Origin of the sequence: Streptomyces sp. SD31, assembly GCF_052068475.1 — a bacterium.
GTDB lineage: Bacteria > Actinomycetota > Actinomycetes > Streptomycetales > Streptomycetaceae > Streptomyces.
The window spans coordinates 227,674-244,674 of record NZ_JBQHCX010000002.1; the positions used below are offsets into that span (position 1 = coordinate 227,674).

Consider the following 17,001-nt stretch of genomic DNA (forward strand, 5'->3'; position numbering starts at 1 on the left):
GCGTCGCGGAACGGCGTTACGGAAACGCCATAGCCGAACGCCTCGCGAACACCTCTAACAAAGCGTGTCGTACAACGTGATCAGCGCTGACCTCCAGCCATGAACTTGCGCCATCAGAGTGCAACAACATCCTGCCTCGATCATGAGGAAGGAACCCGGGGGACACCCCTCCAAAGGCTAGTAAGTTGAGCGCCTCGGGAGGAAACCGTGGACAAGTCACTGTTGACCCACATCGACGCCGCCGCAGGCAGCGGCAAGGTGACGATCTCGGCGGACGATTCCACCATCCTAGGGATCGTCAAGGACGCCATCAAAAACGGCAGGACCGCTTCGTTCTACCTGACGAAAAGTCAAGCCGAAGCGTTCAAGCTCTGGTACTGGACGCCTGAGCGGATCAAATCTGCGGGGCTCCGGGTGGTGTCGGACGACGAGAAGGAACGGATCAAGTCCGAGTTGGGCGTCGATGTGGGCACCTTCCGGTGCAGTCGCATTGAGTGCGTCTGCGGACACACATATGGAGGTTTTGAATTTCTGCAACAGGGAATTCGCCAACATGGCCCTGACGCCGTGAGGTCTGTATTTGGGCTAAAAAACTCAAAACTCCTCCAAGTGAACACCACCCTCTTGGCGATCTGCCCAAAATGCGACGAGCTACTGGGGCGTGGCATCACGTACGAGGGCGATGAATACGCAGGGTGCTCTTGCTGCCAGGAGTAAGCTCCTGCGCGGAAGAGGGTGAGAGAGAATCCATCATTCTCGTCCAGCGAACGTGACCGGCGCAGTCGGTCCGGGATGCATCACCGGTGGGTCCGAACTAGGCTGGAACCTCCCAAGTGACGCGCTGGTTGGCTGCAACGCCTTCCGCACGGCGGACTCTAGCCGAGGTGGCTTTCTCTACCTACAGACTTGGTGGCGTCGTTCACGCACTTGAAGAACCTTAGATGCCAAGATCACGAGCACCCTCTCGTCATGGTCAAGTTCAAGCCCCCCGAGGAAGTTTCTCAGGATCTGAGCTTCCTTCTGAGCTTGTGCTCAGAGCTTCAAACTTCCTTGTCTCGCGCCGCATCCAGTATTCGGAAGTCCACTAAGGCGCGGAAAGTCAAAGAAGATGGCGTGAGCCACCCACAAGCAGACTGCCAAGTCGTGGGCACACCGGAGGGTACAGTCATCTGTTGCATATTCCCTGGCGGCACCGGCACTGACTTCGAAGTAGAGTGCACGGGAATCGCGTGAAAACCTCCAGTGAGCGCTCTAGGGGAGCACGTGGTCCCGTTGCTGCCCTATCGGGCCGTCGCCTGTACGTGCTCAAGGAGTTCCACGCGACCGTCACCGCCTCGCGAACGATCGCCGTTCCGGCAGGTGAATCGCGGCGGGCGCCGCGCTCGGGGGACTGATTCTGCCGTGGGCCGACGTGCGGGACACCTTCCTGGCCGGCGGGCTGCTGAGCGTCGGGGCCTGCGCGGTGCTGCTCGGCGGGCGGTTGCAGCGTCCTGGACCGGAGCCCACCAAGTGGTAACCGGCGTCACTGCCCGGTTGGCGGCCTCTTCGTCCACTGAGCATTTTCAGCGTTGCCTCTCCAGGTGAGTGCGGCCTTGGCGATTGACGTCATGCGGTTGGGGCTGATCCGGGGCCTTCGGAAGATTCGCCAGGACTTAGAGCTCGCGCGGATAGGCGGGATAGAACGCCCCGGGAGCAGAACAGGCATAGAGCCGGGTGATCATGAGCTGCAACGCTCTGTGATCACCAGGAGACCTGTGCCTGCACTGCGATCATGGCTGATCGATCCCCTGTGGGAGCAATTCGCGGCACTACTGCCGCAGCGCACGGTCTACGATCCGGCCCATCCGCTGGGCTACCACCGCCCGCGGATCAGCGAGACCGGATCGTCTTCGACAAGCTGCTGCAGCTCCTGCGCTTCGGCTGCTCCTACGAGGCCATAGCAGACACCACTTGCTCGGCCACTACGATCCGAGGCCGCCGTGACGAGTGGATCCGCCTGGGCGTCTTCACGCAGCTCCGGCACATCGCCCTGGAGGCGTACGACCGCATCGTCGGCCTCGCCCTGGACCAGATCGCCATCGACGGGGCGATCACCAAGGCGCCCGGAGGCGGAGAAGCCGCCGGGCGCTCGCCGGTCGACCGGGGTAAACAGGGCCCCAAACGCTCAGGTATGACCGACGGATAGATACGGAATCCCGTTGGGCCGCCTCCTGGCCGGGGCGAACTGCCACGACTCTCCGCTGCTGGCCCCCACTGCCCGACGACATCACCGTGCACCTGGATGCCGGCTACGACTCAGCCAGGACCCGCACCACCCTCAGCGAACGCGGACTACGCGGTCAGATCGCACACAGAGGCGAGAGGGCACCCGTTCAGGCCACCCAGCGTTGGCACGTAGAGCGCACGCACGCCTGGCAGAACGCCTTCCACCGCCTTGCACGCTGCTATGAACGCCGCACCAGCGTCATCAACGCCTTCTTCGACTGCGCCGATGCCATCATCACCCTACGCAGCCTCATCCGCCGCGCCTGGACCACGCACCGCTGGCACGACCGGTCCATCAGGCGACCATGCCCACGCCCTTCCGCGCGAGTTCTTAGCCCGGTTGCTTGATGCTCTCGATGATTCGGGCGAAGCCTTCCTCTCCATGGCCTGCATCAATCTGACGTTGGACGAGCCGCTGGACCATGGTGACTACCTCGGTGCTGATGCCCTGGTCGGCACTGGCGGCCAGGAGGTCACTGAGGTTGGAGAACTGGAGGCTCTGTTGCCCTTCGACGGTGTAGTCCCCGCCGTCGATGACTGCGGCGAAATCTTGGAAAGCGCCGGTCATCGCGGTCAGCCAAGGTGTGGCCTGAGCAGCGAACTCGCCCGCCGTCACTCCGGCCGGGGCGACCATGGCGGCGCCGTGCATGAATCCGGCGAACATGACGTACATGCCCGCGAGTAGGGCGAGGTCGTAGAGGGACGCCAGCCCGGCATCCTCACCGAAGTAGGTACTGGTTCCCCACAGGTCGAGCAGCGGCCTGTATTGATTGAAAACATCGGCCGATCCGCTGTAGAGGATCGATGCCCCAGGCTGGCCGATCATGTGCGGTACGGCCATGATGCCGCCGTCCAGATACGCGACTCCGGCTTGGGCGGCCCAATCCGCCAACTCCCGTGACTGAGCGGGTGACGTCGTCGTCACGTTGATCAGGGTTCGTCCGGCCAGCTCATCGGAGAGCGGATCAAGCACCTCATGGACCGAGGCGTGGTCCAGCAGGCATGCGATCACCACTCGGCTGGCCCGGACCGCGTCGCCGGCCGTGTCGGCGGCCTTGGCGCCCTGCGCAACGAGGTCGTCCGCCTTCCCCGGTGAGCGGTTCCAGCATGTGGTCGCGTATCCGGCCTTCACCAGGGCACTCGCGAGAGCGCTGCCCATAGCCCCCAGCCCGAGAACACTCACCTGGACGCTGTTGTCAGTCGTCATTTTTGGCGCTCCCCCTCATGTTTGTCCTTCGGCTCGATCCTCCCCGCAGCCAGTAAAGTTGACCAGTACGGACTAATTAGTCGGGTACTCACCCGTGAGTAAGTGCCTCTTGGAGGGCGGATGGCAACTGCAGCGCGACGTGGTCCCTACTTCTGTGGCATCGATGCGGCGATGGACGTAGTCGCCGGCAAGTGGAAGTCGCTCATCCTCTGGGAGCTCCACCACCACGGGACCCGCCGGTTCGCCGAGCTTCGACGCGGTCTGCCTGGTGTCAGCGAGAAGATGCTGATTCAGCATCTGCGGGAGATGGAAGAAGACGGGCTCGTGCATCGTGAGGTGTACCGCGAGGTGCCACCGAAGGTCGAGTACTCCTTGACGGAGCACGGCGTCACACTCAACGCGGCCCTGGCCTCCTTGGGAGAATGGGGCACCGAACGCATGCGGCGGATCGGCGCCGAAAAAGTCTCCGACGACGTTGCCGCGACAGCTCGGCGATAGAAGCGGATGAGCCTGATCGTGGATACAGGTCTCCCGGTGATCACAGAGCGTCGCAACTCCGTGATCGCTAAGCCTTGAGCCTGTCCTACTCCCGGGGTCCTCCATCACACCTATCCGCGCGACCTCTTCAGCAGTGCCATGCCCCGTTCGACTGGTGCCCGGGATGTGGCCAGTGCCCGGTTGACCGTCTGCTGTGTTGGGGAAAGCTGCCCGCCGGGCGGTCGTCTGCGCCCGGTGGTGACCCAGGGGCCGGCGCCCTGGTAGGCGCGGTCGGCCAGGACGGGGACACCTTGGCGTTCGCAGGGGTGCCTCGTGCGATGCGCTCTCGCCGCCGTCATCCCATCGGTGGCCACCCTGAAAACGCTCATTGGACGTACGACGTGTTGTTCCGCAGTCCGAGGGCCGCGCAGTCGGCGACGATCCGGGCCAGCCGCAGCGCCGTACCGTCGTCGCCCTCGGCGGGGAGGCCGGGGACGAAGACGTTGAGGGCGCCGAGGAGTTGTCGCCGACGGTGCAGGGGGACCGCATAGGTGGCGGCGATGTCGTGGACGAGTGCCCGCTCGGTGACGCGCCCCACCCCGCTCATCGGAGCCGCCGCAGCGGCTGTAACTGCTCCCCGAACCGTGGCTGTAACAGCTCCCCGACAAGGCTCGGCGACCTCGTGTGCCCCACGACAGGTATGTCAGGATTGAGACTTGGAACAGTGCACCCGAGGGGGAGCTGGATGTACCTGAAGAGGGGGGCCTGGAGGGTCGCTCGCGCGCGGACGTCCGCGGTGGTGCTGGGGGCGGCACTGCTGATCGCGGGCTGTTCGTCCTCCGGGGACGGCGACGAGCCGGAGGACAAGGCCGGCGCCGGGATCAGCCAACAGCCCAAGGAGACCGATCCGTTCTGGGTGAACCCGGACGGCAACGCGGCAGAGCAACTGACGGCCTTCGAGAAGGCCGGCAAGAAGGAGGACGCCGAGCAGATCCGCAAGATAGCGGAACAGCCGACGGGCGAGTGGATCAGCCCGGAGAGCCCGGAAGAGCAGGCGCGCGGCTTCACCGAGGCCGCCGACAAGGCGGACCGTACGGCGCTGCTGGTCCTCTACAACATCCCGCACCGCGACTGCGGCCAGTTCTCGGAGGGCGGCGCCGCCGACGGCAACGCCTACCGGGCGTTCGTCGACAGCGTCGCCAAGGGCATCGGCGACCGTGCGGCGACGGTGATCCTGGAGCCGGACGCGGTGCTGCACATGGTCGACAACTGCACGGCGCAGGAGTACCACGAGGAGCGCTACGACCTCCTCAGCGGCGCCGTCGCCAAGCTCAAGGCGCTGAAGAACACCAAGGTCTACCTGGACGCGGGCAACGCCGGCTGGGGCCACCCCGACCAGATCTTCGAGCCCCTGAAGCGGGCGGGCATCGACCAGGCCGACGGCTTCTCGGTCAACGTCTCCAACTTCTACACGACCCAGGACTCGATCGCGTATGGCAAGGAACTCTCCGCCAGGGTGGGCAACAAGCCCTTCGTGATCGACACCAGCCGCAACGGCAACGGCCCCTACACCGGGGGCAACCCGGACGAGCGCTGGTGCAACCCGCCGGGCCGCGCGCTGGGGGAGACACCGACGACCAAGACGGCGGACCCGCTGGTCGACGCGTACGTGTGGGTCAAGCGCCCGGGCGAGTCGGACGGCGAGTGCAAGGGCGGCCCGAAGGCGGGCGAGTGGTGGGCGGAGTACGCCCTGAGCCTCGCGAAAGCCTCTGAGTAACGGCAGCCCCGCGCCCCCGAAGGGGCGCGGGGCTGCGAAGCCGCGGGAGCGCTACGGCACCCGAACCCACTGCGCCTTCGACGGCGTCCCCTGATCATCCGTCACGAACACCATGTACCACCCCGACGGAACCAGGTTCCGGTTCTTCGGCACGGTCACCGTGATCTTGTCCCCGGACTTCTTGAAGTCCAGCGCCACCGACCGCTGATCCACGTCCGTGACGTGCGTCGACGCGCTCGGCCGGATCAGCCGTACGTTCTGGATGGACGAGGCGTGCTGCGAGGTGAACGTGCCCGTCCCGCCGCGCTGGATGGTCTGCGGCCCGCCCGACAGCGACGGCTGCGCGTCCCGGTACAGATACGGCGGCGTGTAGATCTCGATCCGCTGCTCGAACTTGCCCGGCTTGGTGTTGGCCGCGTCGGCGTACAGCGAGTCCGAGCCGAAGAACATCACGCGGCCGTCGGGCAGCAGGATCGACCCCGAGTGGTAGTTGCGGCCCACCAGCGGGTCGGCGACCTGGTCGAGGGTGTTCGTGTCCGGGTGGTAGATCCGCGCCTGGAGGATGTTGGAGTCGCCGCGCCCCCGGTAGTCCTCGGAACCGCCCGACACCAGCACGGTGTCGTCGGGCAGCACCGACGCCTGCGGATACCGCGTGCCCTTCTCCAGCGACGGCCCGTCCACGAACTTCGGGTCGTCGTCCTTCAGATCGATGAGCCGCGTCTTCTCGCTGGACTCCTTGGACTCGCCGACGCCACCGCCGCCGATCACCATGTACTTCTCGTCCTGCGCCGGCGGCAGCAGCACCGTGCCCGAGGTCTCCAGCAGCTTGGGGTCGCTGAGCCCGGGCAGCTTGGTGAACTTGTTGGTGTCGACGTCCCAGATGCCGGGGTCTCGGCCCACGTCGTCAGGACCGTAGCCCGCGTTCGAACCCGAGTAGAAGATCTTGCCGTTCTCCAGCGGGAACAGCGCAGGGTACGTCGGGAACTGGCGCACCTTCGGCGTGTACGTCCACTTCTTGGTCTTCGGGTCGTACACCTCGTTCTTGCCGGGCACCAGCTGGCCGATGTCGTCGAGGCCGGAGACGCTGAGGATCTTGCCGTCGCTCAGGGTGGTGAGCGTCGGGTACCAGCGGGCCTCCTTCATCGGGTCGACCTTGATGTACTTCTCGGCCACCGGGTCGAACTCGTAGGCGTCCCGGATGCCCTGGAAGTCCTTCTTGTCGAGGGCGAGCTTCTGCGCGATGCCGTACGTGTTGCGCGCGTCGGCGCCGGACAGCCCCTGGACGCGGTAGTTGTCCTGGGTGCCGGTCTCGTACTGTCTGCCCTTCTTCTGCGCCTCGACGTAGATCCGGCCGAGACCGGGGTCGTTGCGCAGGAACTTGCCGGTCGCCTTGTCGAAGACCTTCTTCGCGCGCGGCACCAGCACCGGGTCCTTGGAGACGAAGGTCTTGCCGTTCTCCTTGCCGGTGAACTTGGTGCCCGCGGGCAGCGTGATCGGCTTGTCCGGGTTCTCGTTGTGGACGATCATCAGGCCGCCGGCCTTGGTGACGTCACCCTTGAGCTTCTCGTACCGCTTCGTCCCGCCCGCGATCAGCAGGTTGCCGTTGGACAGCTGGGTGTGGCCGGTGCAGAACAGGTCGTTCGGCGTCGGGACCTTCTTGATCGTGCCCTTGACCGGGTCCCAGATCCGGGTGTCGTACTTCTTCGCGTCGAAGTTGTCCTGATCGTTGCCCGAGCCCGCGATCAGCAGCACCTTGCCGGTGTGCAGGAGCGCCGCGTGGATGGTGTTCTGGCGGTACTCCTCCGGGAAGTCGACGATCTCCCACTTGCCGTTCTCGGCTTTGTACTCGGGCTTGTTGATTTGGTACTGGTGGTATTTCTCGGTGCCGACGCGGTACAGCCACGGCCCGTTCATTCCGGCCAGCGCGAGTACCACCGCCGTACCTATCGCGAGTCGACGGGCGCGGCGGCGGCCTGCACGGTCGTTCATTCCTTACGTCCCCCAAGTCCACCAAGGGCGATCTGCATCGTCTGATCGTTACCACTACTGCCCGAAGCGGCCCAACTCGGCTTGTGCTGCGGCGCGTGCGCCGCGTGCGGGGCATGGGAAGTGTGCTGCGCGGGCAGCGGTTGCGGCTCCGGCTGGTACACGGCGGGCTGAGCCGGCGTGGGTTGGGCCGGCGCCGGCTGAGCCGGAACGGTCGCCGCGGGCTTCTTCTTCTCCTGACGCAGCATGTACCGCCAGGCGAAGATCGGCGTCGCGGTGATCAGCATGGCGAACGTCGCCCAGGTGATCATCGCGGGGTGCGCGTGCCCGTACACGAACCCGGCGGCGATGGACGCGCCGAAGATCGCGATGAAGTACCAGTGGTACCGGAAGGTCCCGAACCACCGGTCGGGGCTGGCCGAATCGCCCTTCGGGGTCACCACGAACTTGCTCTTGCGGCGCAGCGCGGAGTCCATCAGCGCCTTCGCGTACAGCGGCGCCGACAGCGCGGACATCACCATGCCGGCCACGCCGCCGGAGCCCTCCGGCTCGTGCGGCGAGACGTTGTGACGGCGGTTCCAGACGTACAGGCCGATCTGGAGCGCGGAGGCGTTGCCGTAGAGCATCAGCCAGATCGTCGGGTCGATGTTCACACCCGAGGCGCCCAGGCCCAGGAACAGCGCGCAGCTCAGCGCCGCCAGGATCCAGTTGAGGGCCGACATCGGGTAGAAGATGATCATCATCGTGTAGTTGAAGAGCTTGCTCGGCGGCAGCGAGTACCAGCCCTTCCAGTACTGCTTGAGGATCGTCTCGTACGTCCCTCGCGACCAGCGCATCTGCTGGGTGAAGAAGTCGGTCCAGGCGCTCGGGCCCTCACCGACGGCGAGCACGTCCGGCGTGTACACGGACCGCCACTTCTTGCCCGTCGCCGGGTTCTTGTGGCGGTGGATCTCGAAGCCGGTCGCCATGTCCTCGGTGATCGAGTCGTACAGGCCGCCGATCTGCTTGAGCGCCTTGATGCGTACGGCGTTCGACGTACCCACGAACATCGGGGAGCCGTACTTGTTGCCGGCGCGCTGGATGAGGGCGTGGAAGAGGAACTGCTGCGACTCGGCGGCCTTGGTGACGAAGTTGTCGTAGTTGCCGTAGACCTGCGGGCCGATGACGAAGCCGACGTTCGGGTCGCGGAAGAAGCCGAGCATCCGCTCCAGGTAGTTGGGCAGCGGCACGTGGTCGGTGTCGACCGAGGCGAAGAAGTCGTAGTCGTCGCCGTGGGCGTCGAGCCAGGCGTTGTAGTTGCCGTGCTTGGTCTTGGCGCGGTGCGGGCCCTTGGCCTGGTTCCACTTGGCGATGCCCTTGCGGGAGAAGTGGTGCACGCCGAGCCGCGCGCACACCTCCTTGACCTCCGGGTCGTCGCCCTCGTCCAGCAGCCAGACATGCATCAGACCCCGGTGACGCAGCTTGACGGCCGCCTCCAGGGTCTTCGTCACCATCTCCAGCGGCTCCTTGCCGGGCACGAAGGAGGTCAGGAAGGCCACTCTCGTGCCGGTCTCCGGCACCACCGGGATCGGGTCGCGGGCGACCAGCGTGGCGTGCGCGTTGGACAGCACGTTCATGCAGCGGAAGAACTCGATCAGACCGATCGAGACGAGCATCACGACGTCGAGCGCCGGCAGGAAGTCGTAGGCGGGATAGTCGCGTTCGGTCCAGTGCTCGGGCTGCAGCAGCCAGAACAGCAGGACCAGCGAGAGCAGCGGAGCGGCCGCCAGCATCAGGGCGACCCTGATCCGGTGCGGCTCCTGCGATATCAGCGAGCGGTACTGGACCCGGTACGGCTTGTTCGGGTCGGGCTGGGTGAGGGGACCTGCCAGTCGGCTGTAGTGCTCGTAGTCGTACTTCGGCAGCGTCTTCTTGATCCGGCGGAACGCGCCGGTCCGAGTCTGCGAAGGCACCCTGAGCTGAGTTGTCTGAGACGGGTCGTAGTTCTGCCGGGCGCCCGTCGGCGTCGACGTCATGAGTCATCCCCCCACACGCAGGTCACCGCGTGTCTGTCGGTTCCTTTACGACTGCTCCGGTCCCCCTCGACCTTCCACAGCCGTATCAGTGGTGGGCCGCAGTCACCACATCTTCTCCACCATAGACATGGAACAGCGCCCTTCCGGTTGCATCATGCCCCCCTCGGCATGCGGTCATGAACGGGGCCCCCTATGCCCCGGCGAAAACCGGCAACCGGCTCCTTGCCCCCCAACTGCCGCGTATCCGCAGCATCTTGAAAAACCAATCACTAGGGTTCTACGTCGTTCCACATGATCGCAAGATGCGAAACGAGGTGTTTACCGGTCATACGCGCTCATTGTGGCACCTGTGGGGGTGTTGTGTACCCGTTGTGGATACGCGGGCGCGGATGTTGCCGAAGTGGTCTCTTATGGCCTCCTCCGCCCGTATCGCATCGCCCGACCGCACCGCGTCCACGATCTCCCGGTGCTGCCGGCAGGTGACCAGGGGATCCTGCGGGGCACCCCCGAGGTCGGTGTGGACGCGGTGGAAGGCGTCCCAGAACGCCTCCATGACCTCGCCCAGCAGCGCGTTGTCCAGCCCTCGGTAGAGAGTGGCGTGAAACGCCCGGTCGGTCTCGGCGATACCGTCGCCGCCCTGCGCCGCCTGCTCTTCCATACGGTCGACCAGCGCGTCCAGTTCAACGAGATCGGCTTCCGGTACGCGCCCCGCGAGCCGCGACACCAGCCCCGTCTCCACGGCCTCCCGGAGCTGCACCAGCTGGAGCAGGGTGTCCTCGCCCCGGTAGTGCCCGGCGACCGTCCGGAAGGCGAGGCCCTCGATCATCGGCGCCAGGGACATCGTGCCGACGTAGGTCCCGAACCCGTGCCGGATCTCCACGATGCCCATCGCCTGCAGCCCCTTGAGCGCCTCGCGCACGGAGTTCCGGCTGGCACCGAGATGCGCCATCAGCTCGGGCTCCGTCGGCAGCGGGGCCCCGGAGGGCAGCCGGCGGTCGATGATGAGCTTCTTGATCCGCTCCTGGAGGTCTCGCGCTGCCATGGCCAGAGGGTATCCGGCCAAACACGAGAACAGCCCCTCGCTTGCACGAGGGGCTGTTTCTGTCGGTGCGCCGCCAGGGACTCGAACCCCGGACCCGCTGATTAAGAGTCAGCTGCTCTAACCAACTGAGCTAGCGGCGCGTGCTGACGGTGTTAACTCTACATGACCTCCGGGGGTGCTCCGGACCGCCGGGCGGGGGCGGGGGAGGGCGGCCGAGGTGCTCGTAAACCATTCGGACCGTCAACATGCGAGTGCGGAAGACAGTTGTGAAACTGACGGGGTGTACAGCCGCGGACATTGCCAACCGGAGTGTGAGGGGAATCGCATGGAGGCTCGGACTCCGGTATTCGAGGAATTCGATCCGGCGAGTGACTGCGACTGCCCCGGATGCGTTCACTGGCGACGCGTTCTGCCGCATTCCACGACCGGCCGACACCCTGCCGCGCACCGGGCGCTGATTCTCGCCGCAGCCGCCTCCGCCACCCTCGCCGTCGGCCACACCACCCCGGCCCTCGCCGCCCCCCACGCCCCCGACCGGCCGGGCGTTCCCGCAGGTGACGAGCCCGCGACGCCCCAGGGCGGCAAGGCCCCGCTGCACGGCCCGGGCGGCAGGCCGGCCAAGCCGGGCGACGTGGTGGAGACCCCCGCGACGAGCCGCGCGGAGATCATCAGGCGGGCCAAGAAATGGGTCGCCGCGCGGGTGCCGTACAGCATGTCCAAGTACTGGTCGGACGGATACCGGCAGGACTGCTCCGGCTTCGTCTCGATGGCCTGGAAGCTGCCCGGGAACGAATGGACCGGCAGCCTCGACCAGTACGGCGTACGCATCTCGAAGGAGGACCTTCAGCCCGGTGACATTCTGCTGTTCCACAATCCGGCGGACCCCGAGAAAGGGTCGCACGTCGTTATTTTCGGCGGCTGGACGGACTACACGCACAGCTACTACATCGCCTACGAGGCGACCCGCCCGCAGGTCCGCCGGCAGGCCACCCCGTACGCCTACTGGAGCCACTCCGACCGCTATCTCGCCTACCGGTACAAGGGACTCGTGGGCGGCGCGACCGGTGGGAAACCGGACACCGGGCGACCGGAGGGCGGGCGACCGGACGGTGGACGGCCCCATGGTGGACGGCCCGACGGTGATCCGCCGGGCGCCGGGCAGCCGGACACCGCCAGACCGGTGGACTCCCAGCGCGAGGCGCCCTACCCGGGGCGGGCGTATTTCGGCCCCGGGGCCAACAACAAGTACGTCACCCAGCTGGGCCGCATGCTCGTCGAGCGCGGCGCCGGCCGGTACTACACGGCGGGGCCGGGGCCACGTTGGTCGGACACGGACCGCAGGGCCACGCAGGCCTTCCAGCTGGCACAGGGCTGGCGGGGCCGGGACGCGGACGGGTTCCCGGGGCCGCGGACCTGGGCGCTGCTGGTGACGGGCAAGGGCAAGAACATCCAGGCGACGTGGCTGGGCGGGCACGGCGCCCCCGCGTCGCCGGTATCGCACGCGTCGCCCGCATCGACGGCGTCACCCGCGTCACCCGCGTCGCACGGGGTGCCGGGCTATCCGGGTCGGGCGATGTTCCGGCCGGGCGTCAGCAACGAGTACGTCACCCGGCTCGGGGAGCAGCTGGTGAAGAAGGGGTTCGGCAAGCACTACAAGACCGGGCCGGGACCGCGCTGGGGCGAGGCGGACCGGCGCGGCGTCGAGGCGTTCCAGCGCGCCCAGGGCTGGCGGGGCGGCGCGGCGGACGGCTATCCGGGGCCGGAGACCTGGCGGCGGCTCTTCTCGTAACCCGACATCGCGACGCTCACCGTCGTGACGCATCTGGCGCGGAGGCTGGAGGCACGCATGACCACGACCACTTCACCCACGCCCGAGCCCGAGGGGCTCGCGGGGCCGCCCGAGGGGCCTGCCCCGCGGGCCCGGCTGATCCAGAACGAGGGAACCACCGAGATCCCCGTCCATCTGCTGTTCCGTGACGGCCCCGACCCGGTGTCCGTGCCGCTCAGGCCGACGGTCGTGGCGCGCCGGCAGGGCACGGGGGAGCAGCCGCGCCTGCGCCGTCCGGTGCAGCCGAAGCCGCCCCCCGCGCCGGAGGTCGACCCCGAGCTGGTGGAGCGGCCCGCGCGGGTGCTGCCCGGGGCGGCCGGGGTGTTCGCCGGGGCCTGCGGGGCGGCCGGATGCCTGGCCACCTCGTGGTGGGCCGGGGTGCTGCCGCCGCTGGTGGTGGAGGCGCTGCGGTTGCCGGCGTCCGCGGCGGGGCTGGGGCCCGTGCAGTGGGCGGCGTACACGGGGGCCGGGGCCCTCGGGCTCGTCGGCCTCGGCGGGCTGGCACGGGGACGGACCGGCCGGGCCTGGGTGCTCGGGCTGTTCGGCGGCTACCGGGGGACGGTCCGGCGCACCGGTCTGCTGTGGGTCAACCCGCTGTTGCTGCGCCGCCGGGTCGACGTACGGCTGCGGCACTGGCGGAGCGAGCCGATGCCGGCGGCCGACGGCAACGGGGTCGCGCTGCGGGTGGTCGTACTGGTGGTGTGGCGGGTGCGGGACACCGCGCGGGCGACGCTCGGGGTGGACGACCACGAGACATATCTGCGTGAGTGCGTCGAGGCGGCGCTGGCCCGGGTGCCGGTGGAGATGCCGGGTGCCTCGCGGGGGTCCGTCGAGATGGCCGGGGACGCGTTGACCAGGCTGGTGACGCGGGACGCGGAGGCGGTCGGGGTCGAGGTGTTCTCGGTGCGCCCGGTGCGGGTGGAGTACGCCCCCGAGGTCGCCGCCGCCATGCACCGCCGCCGTATCGCCGCGCTGGACGCGCAGCACCGGGCGACCATGCTCACCTCGGTCGTCGACTCGGTGGAGGACACGGTGACCCGGCTGACCGTGCGGGGCCTGGTCGAGCTCGACGACTACGAACGCAAGGCGTTGGTCAAGGACTTGACGGTGGCGTTCTGCGCGGGCCGGGGAGAGGCGACCCCCTGACGGCCCCCCGGACGGACCTGGCGGACCCCCTGACGGCCCGTCGAACAAGTTCCTTGATTGGTATGGACATGTTCAACGATCAGCAATAATCTGGCACTTGGTCTAGACCTGCAAGCTCGCCGAACTTCCCCCACGTTCCCAGGAGCAGCAGCATGCGCAGAAAGACCAAGCTGTACGCCGCCGCACTCGGACTCACCACCGCAGGGGCCCTCGTGCTCTCCGCCGGAGGTGCCAGCAGCCACGGCTACACCGACCTCCCCATCAGCCGGCAGAAGCTCTGTCAGAACGGCACCGTGACCAACTGCGGCTCCATCCAGTGGGAGCCGCAGAGCGTCGAGGGCCCGAAGGGCTTCCCGGGCTCAGGACCGGCCGACGGTCAGATATGCAACGCGGGGCTGGGGCAGTTCGCCCAGCTCAGCGCCCCGAGGACACCATCCGGCGGCGCCTGGCCCGCCACCAAGGTGACCGGCGGTCAGAGCTACACGTTCCGCTGGCAGTTCACGGCCATGCACGCCACGACCGACTTCAAGTACTACGTCACCAAGCCGGGCTGGAACCAGAACCACAACCTGGCCCGATCCGACCTCAACCTCACCCCGTTCCTGACCGTCCCGTACGGCGGCCAGCGACCCCCGTCCACGCTCTCCCACAGCGGCACCCTGCCGTCCGGGCTGAGCGGCCGTCACGTCATCCTCGCGGTGTGGACGGTCCACGACACGGGCAACGCGTTCTACGCGTGCTCGGACGTCACGTTCTGAGCGTTCCGAACGTTCTGAGCGGACTGAACGCGCTGATCCGGCTCCGGATCTCTGAGCGTTACTTGAGACAAGTGTGCTTCCCCCGCGGGTAGGTTCCCCAAGACCAGCAGTACCTGACCTCGGGGGAAGCGCCATGGATTTCTTCTTCTACGCCGTGCCCGGCCTCATCCTGGCCGTCGTCCTCTTCGGTGCGTACCGCGTGGTGCGCCGCTCGCTGCAGATCCGCCGCGCCTGGAACAGCGGGCTGACGGCCGAGGCGCGCTGTCTGCGGATGTTCACGACGACCCACGGGGGCAGCGGCGACTCGTCCGTGAGCACCACGCTGCACCACGTCTACGAGTTCACCGCGCGCGACGGTCGCCTCGTCCGCTTCGAGGAGGAGGACGGCCCGGCGACGACGATCGAGGGCGACATCGTCACCGTCCACTACGCCGAGGGGCGCGAGGTCGTCGCGACGGCCAAGTCCCCGGGCCGCGCGAAGCTGGCGGCGTCCACCATCGCCATCCTGGGGTTCCTCGGGGTGGTCGCGGTGTTCTGCGTCGGCTTCATGGTCACGTACAGCCAGATGTCCGACGGCTTCGGCTTCGGTGAAGGCACGGACGACACCACCGACACCGTCGTCGTCGACGGCGTCACGATGACCCCGTGACCCTCCACATCTGACGCGCCATCAACTACCGTGCGCCGCCATGGAGTCCAACAGGCGTACGGTCGCGGAACTCGTCGCCGGGCGGTGGGACGACCACCGCCCGGGGCTGTGGTTCGAAGGCCAGACGCTCACCCATCACCAGGTGGCGGCGGGTGCCGCGGCCCGGGCCGCACTGCTGGCCGACCTGGCGCCGCCCCGCTCGCACGTCGGGGTACTGCTCGACAACACGCCCGAGTACCCCCTGTGGCTGAGCGCGGCGGCCCTCGCCCGCGCCGCCGTCGCCGGTATCAACCCCACCCGCCGCGGCCCCGAACTCGCCCGCGACATCCTGCACACCGAGTGCCGGGTCCTGGTCACCGAGCGGGCCCACCTGCCTCTCCTGACCGGCCTCGACCTGCCCGGCGTACGCCTGCTGCCGACCGGCACGCCGGAGTACGATGCCCTGCTCGCGCCGTACGCCGACACTCGGCCCGATGCCTCCCGTGCCACCCCGCGCGACCGGCTCCTGCTCTACTTCACCTCCGGCTCGACCGGCGCCCCCAAGGCCGCGATCTGCACCCAGGGGCGGCTGGCGGCGGCCGGGCGTTCGCTGGCCGAGCAGTTCGGTGTCCGCCCCGATGACGTGCACTACGTCTGCATGCCGATGTTCCACGGCAACGCGGTGATCGCCGACTGGGCGCCCGCGCTGGCGGCCGGCGCGGGCGTGGCGCTGCGGCGGCGCTTCTCGGCGTCGGGGTTCCTGACGGACGTACGGCGCTCTCGGGCGACGTACTTCACCTACGTGGGCCGGGCGATCCAGTACCTCCTCGCCACCGAGCCGCGCCCCGAAGACCGGGACCACAGACTGCGGCTCGGGTTCGGCACCGAGGCGGGCGCCGTGGACGCCGCCGCCTTCGAGCGGCGGTTCGGGGTGCGGCTGGTGGAGGGATACGGCTCGTCGGAGGGCGGGGCGGCCGTGCAGTGGTCGCCGGGGACGCCTGCGGGGGCGGTCGGGCGGGCGGCGCCCGGGCTCGTCGTACTCGATCCGGAGACCGGTGCGGAGTGTCCGCCGGCCGTCTTCGACGCGGGTGGGCGGCTGATCAACGGGGACGAGGCCATTGGGGAGCTGGTCAATCAGGGGCCGAACCCCTTCGAGGGGTATTGGCGCAATCCGGAGGCGGAGGCGGAGCGGCGGCGGGAGGGCTGGTACTGGACGGGGGATCTGTTCTGCCGGGACGCCGACGGCTATCTGTACTTCGCGGGACGCGGCGACGACCGGCTCCGCGTCGACGGCGAGAACCTGTCCGCAGCGATGATCGAGAACATCCTCGCCCGGTACGAGGGGGCGGCGGCCGTCGCCGTGTACGCGGTGCCGGATCCGGTGACCGGGGACCAGGTCATGGCGACGATCGCGGGAGATTTCGATCCGGACGGCTTCGCCGGGTTCCTGCAGGCCCAGCCCGATCTGGGGACGAAGATGGCACCCCGGTTCGTGCGGGTGGTGGAGCGGATGCCGGTGACCGCCACGAACAAGGTCCAGCGGGCGGGGCTGAGGCGGGAGGGGCTGCGGTGTGCCGATCCGGTGTGGTGGCGACCGCCGGGGGAGCGGGCGTACCGGAGGCTGACCGAGGCGGACGTCCTGGCATACGTCGGGGGGGATAACCCCCGGACCCCCAGCAGCCTTGCAGGACCCGCTTCAAAAAGCGAAGGCCCCTCGCTCCCACGAGAGGCCTTCACTGTCTGTGCGCCGCCAGGGACTCGAACCCCGGACCCGCTGATTAAGAGTCAGCTGCTCTAACCAACTGAGCTAGCGGCGCATGACTCCCGCCGACCGCGCTCCCAGGGGGGTTCGCGGCTGGCGACGAAGAAAAT

12 protein-coding genes, 2 tRNA genes and 4 pseudogenes are annotated in these 17,001 nt (G+C 67.8%); 9 read left to right on the forward strand and 9 right to left on the reverse strand.

The genetic code is table 11. The features are described from left to right. Positions 1–207 precede the first annotated feature (207 nt). Positions 208–717 (forward strand): hypothetical protein, encoded by a 510-nt coding sequence (locus tag ACTMVF_RS04995; protein ID WP_441269718.1) that lies wholly within the window; start codon positions 208–210, stop codon positions 715–717. Positions 718–1,562: 845 nt separating this feature from the next. On the opposite strand, the pseudogene ACTMVF_RS05000 reads toward ACTMVF_RS04995, so the two are convergent. Continuing rightward, positions 1,563–1,663 (reverse strand): annotated as a pseudogene (locus ACTMVF_RS05000) (IS5/IS1182 family transposase); the annotation flags it as partial. Positions 1,664–1,754: 91 nt separating this feature from the next. Here ACTMVF_RS05000 and ACTMVF_RS05005 point away from each other — a divergent pair. Then, positions 1,755–2,613, forward strand: a pseudogene (locus tag ACTMVF_RS05005) (IS5 family transposase). Here ACTMVF_RS05005 and ACTMVF_RS05010 read toward each other — a convergent pair. Continuing rightward, complete coding sequence (locus ACTMVF_RS05010) at positions 2,597–3,472, reverse strand: NAD(P)-dependent oxidoreductase (protein ID WP_441269719.1); 876 nt, start codon at positions 3,470–3,472, stop codon at positions 2,597–2,599. The pseudogene ACTMVF_RS05005 and the gene ACTMVF_RS05010 sit on opposite strands and share 17 nt — an antisense overlap. A 120-nt stretch (positions 3,473–3,592) precedes the next feature. Between ACTMVF_RS05010 and ACTMVF_RS05015 the strand changes: the two genes are divergently transcribed. Continuing rightward, entirely contained in the window at positions 3,593–3,970 is a 378-nt protein-coding gene (locus tag ACTMVF_RS05015) for a winged helix-turn-helix transcriptional regulator (RefSeq protein WP_441269720.1), read from the forward strand. Positions 3,971–4,095: 125 nt separating this feature from the next. On the opposite strand, the pseudogene ACTMVF_RS05020 reads toward ACTMVF_RS05015, so the two are convergent. Continuing rightward, positions 4,096–4,317 (reverse strand): annotated as a pseudogene (locus ACTMVF_RS05020) (transposase family protein); the annotation flags it as partial. 17 nt (positions 4,318–4,334) lie between these two features. Beyond that, positions 4,335–4,547 (reverse strand): hypothetical protein, encoded by a 213-nt coding sequence (locus ACTMVF_RS05025; protein ID WP_441269721.1) that lies wholly within the window; start codon positions 4,545–4,547, stop codon positions 4,335–4,337. A gap of 147 nt (positions 4,548–4,694) precedes the next feature. On the opposite strand from ACTMVF_RS05025, the gene ACTMVF_RS05030 reads away from it, so the two are divergent. Next, a complete protein-coding gene (locus ACTMVF_RS05030) occupies positions 4,695–5,726 on the forward strand; it encodes a glycoside hydrolase family 6 protein (RefSeq protein WP_441269722.1) in 1,032 nt (343 codons plus the stop codon). Between the two features lie 51 nt (positions 5,727–5,777). Here the strand turns inward: ACTMVF_RS05030 and ACTMVF_RS05035 are convergent, their stop codons facing one another. From ACTMVF_RS05035 to ACTMVF_RS05050, 4 genes are all read right to left on the reverse strand, one after another. Then, positions 5,778–7,715 (reverse strand): galactose oxidase-like domain-containing protein, encoded by a 1,938-nt coding sequence (locus ACTMVF_RS05035; RefSeq protein ID WP_441269723.1) that lies wholly within the window; start codon positions 7,713–7,715, stop codon positions 5,778–5,780. Next, positions 7,712–9,727, reverse strand: coding sequence for a glycosyltransferase family 2 protein (locus ACTMVF_RS05040; protein WP_441269724.1), 2,016 nt, complete (start codon positions 9,725–9,727; stop codon positions 7,712–7,714). Before ACTMVF_RS05040 ends, ACTMVF_RS05035 begins: the two co-directional genes overlap by 4 nt. A 325-nt stretch (positions 9,728–10,052) precedes the next feature. Next, positions 10,053–10,769 carry a FadR/GntR family transcriptional regulator gene (locus ACTMVF_RS05045; RefSeq protein ID WP_441269725.1) on the reverse strand — a complete coding sequence of 239 codons (717 nt, stop codon included), beginning with the start codon at positions 10,767–10,769 and terminating at the stop codon, positions 10,053–10,055. A 66-nt stretch (positions 10,770–10,835) separates the two neighbouring features. Continuing rightward, positions 10,836–10,909 (reverse strand) — tRNA-Lys (locus ACTMVF_RS05050). A 185-nt stretch (positions 10,910–11,094) separates the two neighbouring features. On the opposite strand from ACTMVF_RS05050, the gene ACTMVF_RS05055 reads away from it, so the two are divergent. The 5 genes and pseudogenes from ACTMVF_RS05055 (at position 11,095) to ACTMVF_RS05075 (ending at position 16,907) form a co-directional block, all read left to right on the forward strand. After that, positions 11,095–12,558 (forward strand): peptidoglycan-binding protein, encoded by a 1,464-nt coding sequence (locus tag ACTMVF_RS05055; RefSeq protein WP_441269726.1) that lies wholly within the window; start codon positions 11,095–11,097, stop codon positions 12,556–12,558. A 57-nt stretch (positions 12,559–12,615) separates the two neighbouring features. Further along, positions 12,616–13,743 carry an SPFH domain-containing protein gene (locus ACTMVF_RS05060; protein ID WP_441269727.1) on the forward strand — a complete coding sequence of 376 codons (1,128 nt, stop codon included), beginning with the start codon at positions 12,616–12,618 and terminating at the stop codon, positions 13,741–13,743. A gap of 152 nt (positions 13,744–13,895) precedes the next feature. After that, positions 13,896–14,501, forward strand: a complete 606-nt coding sequence (locus ACTMVF_RS05065; RefSeq protein WP_441269728.1) for a lytic polysaccharide monooxygenase auxiliary activity family 9 protein — start codon at positions 13,896–13,898, stop codon at positions 14,499–14,501. 133 nt (positions 14,502–14,634) lie between these two features. Next, on the forward strand, positions 14,635–15,150 hold the full coding sequence (locus ACTMVF_RS05070; RefSeq protein ID WP_441269729.1) for a hypothetical protein: 516 nt from the start codon (positions 14,635–14,637) through the stop codon (positions 15,148–15,150). 40 nt (positions 15,151–15,190) lie between these two features. Beyond that, positions 15,191–16,907: pseudogene (locus ACTMVF_RS05075) on the forward strand (AMP-binding protein). On the opposite strand, the gene ACTMVF_RS05080 reads toward ACTMVF_RS05075, so the two are convergent. Continuing rightward, positions 16,873–16,946, reverse strand: a tRNA-Lys gene (locus tag ACTMVF_RS05080). The pseudogene ACTMVF_RS05075 and the gene ACTMVF_RS05080 sit on opposite strands and share 35 nt — an antisense overlap. Positions 16,947–17,001: the final 55 nt, after the last annotated feature.

Bases quoted from the DNA above. Each gene is read 5' to 3' on its own strand.
- ACTMVF_RS05010 (WP_441269719.1), bottom strand. From the start codon at position 3,472: ATGACGACTGACAACAGCGTCCAGGTGAGTGTTCTCGGGCTGGGGGCT.
- ACTMVF_RS05015 (WP_441269720.1), top strand. From the start codon at position 3,593: ATGGCAACTGCAGCGCGACGTGGTCCCTACTTCTGTGGCATCGATGCG.
- ACTMVF_RS05030 (WP_441269722.1), top strand. From the start codon at position 4,695: ATGTACCTGAAGAGGGGGGCCTGGAGGGTCGCTCGCGCGCGGACGTCC.
- ACTMVF_RS05035 (WP_441269723.1), bottom strand. From the start codon at position 7,715: ATGAACGACCGTGCAGGCCGCCGCCGCGCCCGTCGACTCGCGATAGGT.
- ACTMVF_RS05040 (WP_441269724.1), bottom strand. From the start codon at position 9,727: ATGACGTCGACGCCGACGGGCGCCCGGCAGAACTACGACCCGTCTCAG.
- ACTMVF_RS05045 (WP_441269725.1), bottom strand. From the start codon at position 10,769: ATGGCAGCGCGAGACCTCCAGGAGCGGATCAAGAAGCTCATCATCGAC.
- ACTMVF_RS05055 (WP_441269726.1), top strand. From the start codon at position 11,095: ATGGAGGCTCGGACTCCGGTATTCGAGGAATTCGATCCGGCGAGTGAC.
- ACTMVF_RS05060 (WP_441269727.1), top strand. From the start codon at position 12,616: ATGACCACGACCACTTCACCCACGCCCGAGCCCGAGGGGCTCGCGGGG.
- ACTMVF_RS05065 (WP_441269728.1), top strand. From the start codon at position 13,896: ATGCGCAGAAAGACCAAGCTGTACGCCGCCGCACTCGGACTCACCACC.
- ACTMVF_RS05070 (WP_441269729.1), top strand. From the start codon at position 14,635: ATGGATTTCTTCTTCTACGCCGTGCCCGGCCTCATCCTGGCCGTCGTC.